Here is a 4,074-nt window from a genome sequence, read left to right on the forward strand (position 1 = left end):
TTGAAGGTGCCGCCAACGAGCTCAGGATTGGCCATGATGCCTTCGATGGTCTTCAGCTCCGGATGCTCTTCCGCGAGGTAGGTGGGAATCCACCAGCCTTCAACACCGCCCGGATCGAGAACCTTGCCAAGGCGCTCCACTTTGCCCTGTTCTTCCAGGCGCAGGTAGGCCTCGCCCGCGGAGTTCAGCCACAGCTCGGTGACGATGTCAGGCTCACCGTTTTCGGCAACGGAAGTTACCGCCGGAACGGTATCGGAAGGAACAATGGTGACGTCACAGCCGTAACCCTGCTCCATGATGAAGGTGGCCACGTTGGTGACGACCGTGTTGGACGCCCAGTTCATTTCGGTAATGGATACCTCGCCGCAATTGGCCTGGGCCGCGACGGGTACGGATAGCGCGCAAAGCAGTGCAGCAGACTTAAGCTTTCGCATAGTCACTTCTCCTTTTCAGGGTTTGTGATTTTTGGAGGGTGTTGTCGGTGTTAGTGCCGATACGAGGGGACGGCGATCCATAAGGATCGGGAAAACAGCTCTTTCATGGTCGCTGTTAAGGTCGAACAAATCACGAGGTCTCGGTTAATACTTAGCTGTAAGGATAACGAACCTCAGCTCAGTTACAAGGGCGTATTCCAAATGCGTCTTTAAAAGAGACACATTATGCCCCGGGAGAACTGTCAAGAAGGTGTAGTAATCGATGGATACACTCCGGGTACCTGAACCCGGAGAACAGCATGACAGAGCTGCGCGACCTGACACCTCACACATCAATCAGCCACGAGCAGGCCTCCCGGGATGGGCGTCAGCGAAGGTTGCTGAGAACCTTCCTGCCGGAGCTCGTTGGCCTGGAGCGCATCCTGGCGGAAGCGCCGGATTTCATCACAACCGAAGTGGTGGAGCGGGTCGCCCTCAAGGACCTCTCCTTGCCCATCTACCGTGTCGATATCGGATCTTCCCGGCCCGATGTGCCAGCGGTATTGCTTGTTGGCGGCGTGCACGGGCTTGAACGCATTGGAAGCCAGGTAGTGATGGCCTGGCTGAAGTCGCTACTCGCCAGAGTGACCTGGGACGAACATTTGCTGGGGTTGTTGCAGAAGGTTCGAATTACCCTTTTGCCAATCCTTAACCCGGGCGGTATGTACCTGAATCAGCGCAGTAATCCCAACGGCGTGGACCTGATGCGCAATGCGCCGATCCAGGCCCAGGAACGTAGCGCATTCCTGCTCGGCGGCCAGAGAATTTCACCCCGATTGCCGTGGTACACCGGCGACCCTGAACAGGGCATGGAGCCCGAAAACCTGGCTCTTGAGGCGGTCATAAAACAGCTGCTGCCGGGGCGGCCGTTCAGTGTGGCACTGGACTGCCATTCCGGATTCGGGATGCAGGACCAGATCTGGTTTCCCTACGCCTACCGGCGTCGACCCATGCGTCGAGTCGCATCGGTTATGGCGCTGAAGCTTATCTGGGAGCAGTCATACCCAAATCACGACTACCGTTTCGAGCCCCAGTCCCGCCACTATCTCACCCATGGCGACTTGTGGGATTACTTCTACAAACAGGTCAATCGCGAAAATGCCGGTGTTTTCCTGCCCCTGACCCTGGAGATGGGCTCCTGGCGCTGGATTCGCAAGCGGCCCCGTCAGTTGCTGAGACTCGACGGCTTTTTCAATCCCCTGGTTCCGCACCGGCACAAGCGGGTCCTGCGCAGCCATCTGACCTGGATGGACTTCCTGATTAACGCCGCCGCCAGCCACGAAAACTGGTTGCCGGCTCGGGATGAGGAGTCCATGCTGAAAGAAGCCGCGATCATGCACTGGTATCGCGATACTCTCTAGCGATCCAGCCGGCCCTGGCATCCATCAATCGGAACTATCGTATGCACTGGATTCTGTTGCGGGGTCTGACTCGGGAACACGCCCACTGGGGCAGCTTCCCGGCTCGCCTTGGGGAGGCATTTCCCGAGCACCAGTTCCATCTGGTCGACCTGCCCGGGACGGGCGTGCGATATCGAGAAGACAGTCCGGCAACGGTAGCGGCGATTCGGGAAGCTGTCTCCAGGCACGTTAGCCATATCCCCGGTCCTTTCAGCATCCTGGCACTTTCCATGGGCGGTATGGTGGCCCTGGACTGGGCCCAGCAGGCTGCGGATGGTCAGATCCAGAACCTGGTCCTGATCAATACCAGTTCCGGCTTCAGCCCGCCCTGGAAACGCATGCGGCCTGGGGTCTGGCCGCGAATTCTGCGGCTGCTGGCCCGTCAGGAGTTGTTTGACCGTGAGCGGGATATTCTCCGGCTCACGTCTAACCGTGAGGTGCCTCTGTCACTGGCAAAACAGTGGTACAGCATACAACGACAACGCCCCGTCAGTACCCGCAATGCGATCAACCAGTTGGCGGCTGCCGCCCGCTACAAACCCGGTGAAAAGCGTCCTGTGCCAGATGCCCTGATTCTCGCCAGCCGCGGCGATCGCATCGTTCACTGGCGCTGCAGTTCCACGCTGGAGCAGCGCTGGCAATGGACCATGAAACTGCACCCGGATGCTGGCCATGACCTTCCACTGGACGATCCGGAGTGGATTATCCAGCAGATCCGCAACTGGTTGCCGCGCTAGCGCCGGTTGCTTGACGCAACTCTTCTTTCCGGTCAGTCTTCTCGTTTTAAACCGCCTAAGCCGCCATTGATCAGGAACGGAGCCGATAATAATGAAAATCTTCGAAACCAAAACCGCCCCTAACCCCCGCCGCGTGCGCATGTTCATGGCCGAGAAAGGCCTGTTGGAAAAGGCCGAATTCATCGAGATTGACCTGCAGAAGGGTGAAAACCTGACACCTGAATTTGTCGCCCGAAATCCGATGAAGAAAGTGCCTGTGATGGAACTGGATGACGGCACCTGTATTGCCGAGACCATGGCAATCTGCCGCTATTTCGAAGAGAGCTACCCGGACACGCCGACCCTGATGGGCGACACCCCGCTTGAAAAAGCCCAGCTTGAGCAGTGGCTCCGGTGGATCGAGCTGTTCTTCTTCATGCCCACTGGCATGTGTTTTCAGCACACCACCGGCTATTTCAAGGACCGGATGAACCCGATCAAGGAGTGGGGTGAGGAATGCGGCAAGAGCGTTGAGAAGTTCATGCACTTCCTCGACAAGCAGCTCGAAGGCAAGGAATACATCTGCTGCGACCGCTTTACGGCCGCCGATATCAACGCTTTCACAACAGTGGCATTCGCGCGGGTGGTGGGCATCCGGATCAAACCTGAGCAGGCCAATCTGCAGGCCTGGTACGACCGCATCAAGGAACGCCCCTCTGCCCAGGTCTGAGCCACAGGCCAGTCAGAAACCAGAAGAGAGATCTTAATGACCACAACGGATTCAAGACTCCAGTGCGCGCTGGCGTCTATTGACGCAGCCAATAAGGCCGACCCCAATCAGGAGTCTTTCGACAACGAACGCCTCCCGAAGGAATACGCCTACAGCCTGCACATGACCCGCTGGCTGTTCGAGCTTGAATCCGACCCTTTCGAACGCATGCAGATCGCCTGCCGCGCCCAGCACATTGAGCGGTGGACGATGCCGCGGAAGGACTATCCGGAAGGTCGTAAAGCCTATTACCAGTGGCGTCAGGCCTGTGGCCGTATGCATGGCCGGCGTGCTGCAGAAATCATGGCGGATTGTGGCTACCCGAAGGAGGAGTGCGATCGGGTGGAGACCATCCTGACCAAGCGCGAACTGAGGCAGGATGCCGACACTCAACTGCTGGAGGACGTGGCCTGCATGGTCTTCCTGGAACGATATTTCGCAGATTTCTATGAGGAAAAAGCGGACTACGATCGGGAGAAGTGGCTACGCATAGTGCGCCGGACCTGGGGCAAGATGTCGCCCCGTGGGCACGAGGCGGCACTCAAGCTGGCAGAGGGGATGCCGGCGCACCTTCTGGAACTTTTGCAGGAGGCTTTGGCCGACGCCTAGCATCAAATGCCTGTTGCGAACTTTTGTGCACAGTCCAGCGGGTACGACCTGCCAAAATACGCTGTGAATACCTCCCTGTACGCTCGGCTCCGCCATCCATGGCTCCG

Annotated in this window: 5 protein-coding genes; 4 read left to right on the forward strand and 1 reads right to left on the reverse strand. The window is 58.1% G+C overall.

The window, feature by feature from the left end:
• The coding region (locus B2W52_RS03295; RefSeq protein WP_286801256.1) for a glycine betaine ABC transporter substrate-binding protein at window positions 1-434 on the reverse strand (434 nt) is incomplete at its 3' end.
• A 299-nt stretch (window positions 435-733) separates the two neighbouring features.
• Here B2W52_RS03295 and B2W52_RS03300 point away from each other — a divergent pair.
• From B2W52_RS03300 to B2W52_RS03315, 4 genes are all read left to right on the forward strand, one after another.
• Window positions 734-1,834, forward strand: coding sequence for a M14 family zinc carboxypeptidase (locus tag B2W52_RS03300; RefSeq protein ID WP_008173407.1), 1,101 nt, complete (start codon window positions 734-736; stop codon window positions 1,832-1,834).
• Window positions 1,835-1,875: 41 nt separating this feature from the next.
• Window positions 1,876-2,610 (forward strand): alpha/beta fold hydrolase, encoded by a 735-nt coding sequence (locus B2W52_RS03305; RefSeq protein WP_008173405.1) that lies wholly within the window; start codon window positions 1,876-1,878, stop codon window positions 2,608-2,610.
• Window positions 2,611-2,701: 91 nt separating this feature from the next.
• Window positions 2,702-3,319, forward strand: coding sequence for a glutathione S-transferase family protein (locus B2W52_RS03310; protein ID WP_014578490.1), 618 nt, complete (start codon window positions 2,702-2,704; stop codon window positions 3,317-3,319).
• Between the two features lie 36 nt (window positions 3,320-3,355).
• Window positions 3,356-3,967: a DUF4202 domain-containing protein gene (locus B2W52_RS03315; protein WP_273096587.1), complete on the forward strand. Its 612-nt coding sequence runs from the start codon at window positions 3,356-3,358 to the stop codon at window positions 3,965-3,967.
• Window positions 3,968-4,074 lie beyond the last annotated feature (107 nt).

It is taken from the genome of Marinobacter sp. UBA2498 (assembly GCF_002341575.1).
Taxonomy (GTDB): domain Bacteria; phylum Pseudomonadota; class Gammaproteobacteria; order Pseudomonadales; family Oleiphilaceae; genus Marinobacter; species Marinobacter manganoxydans.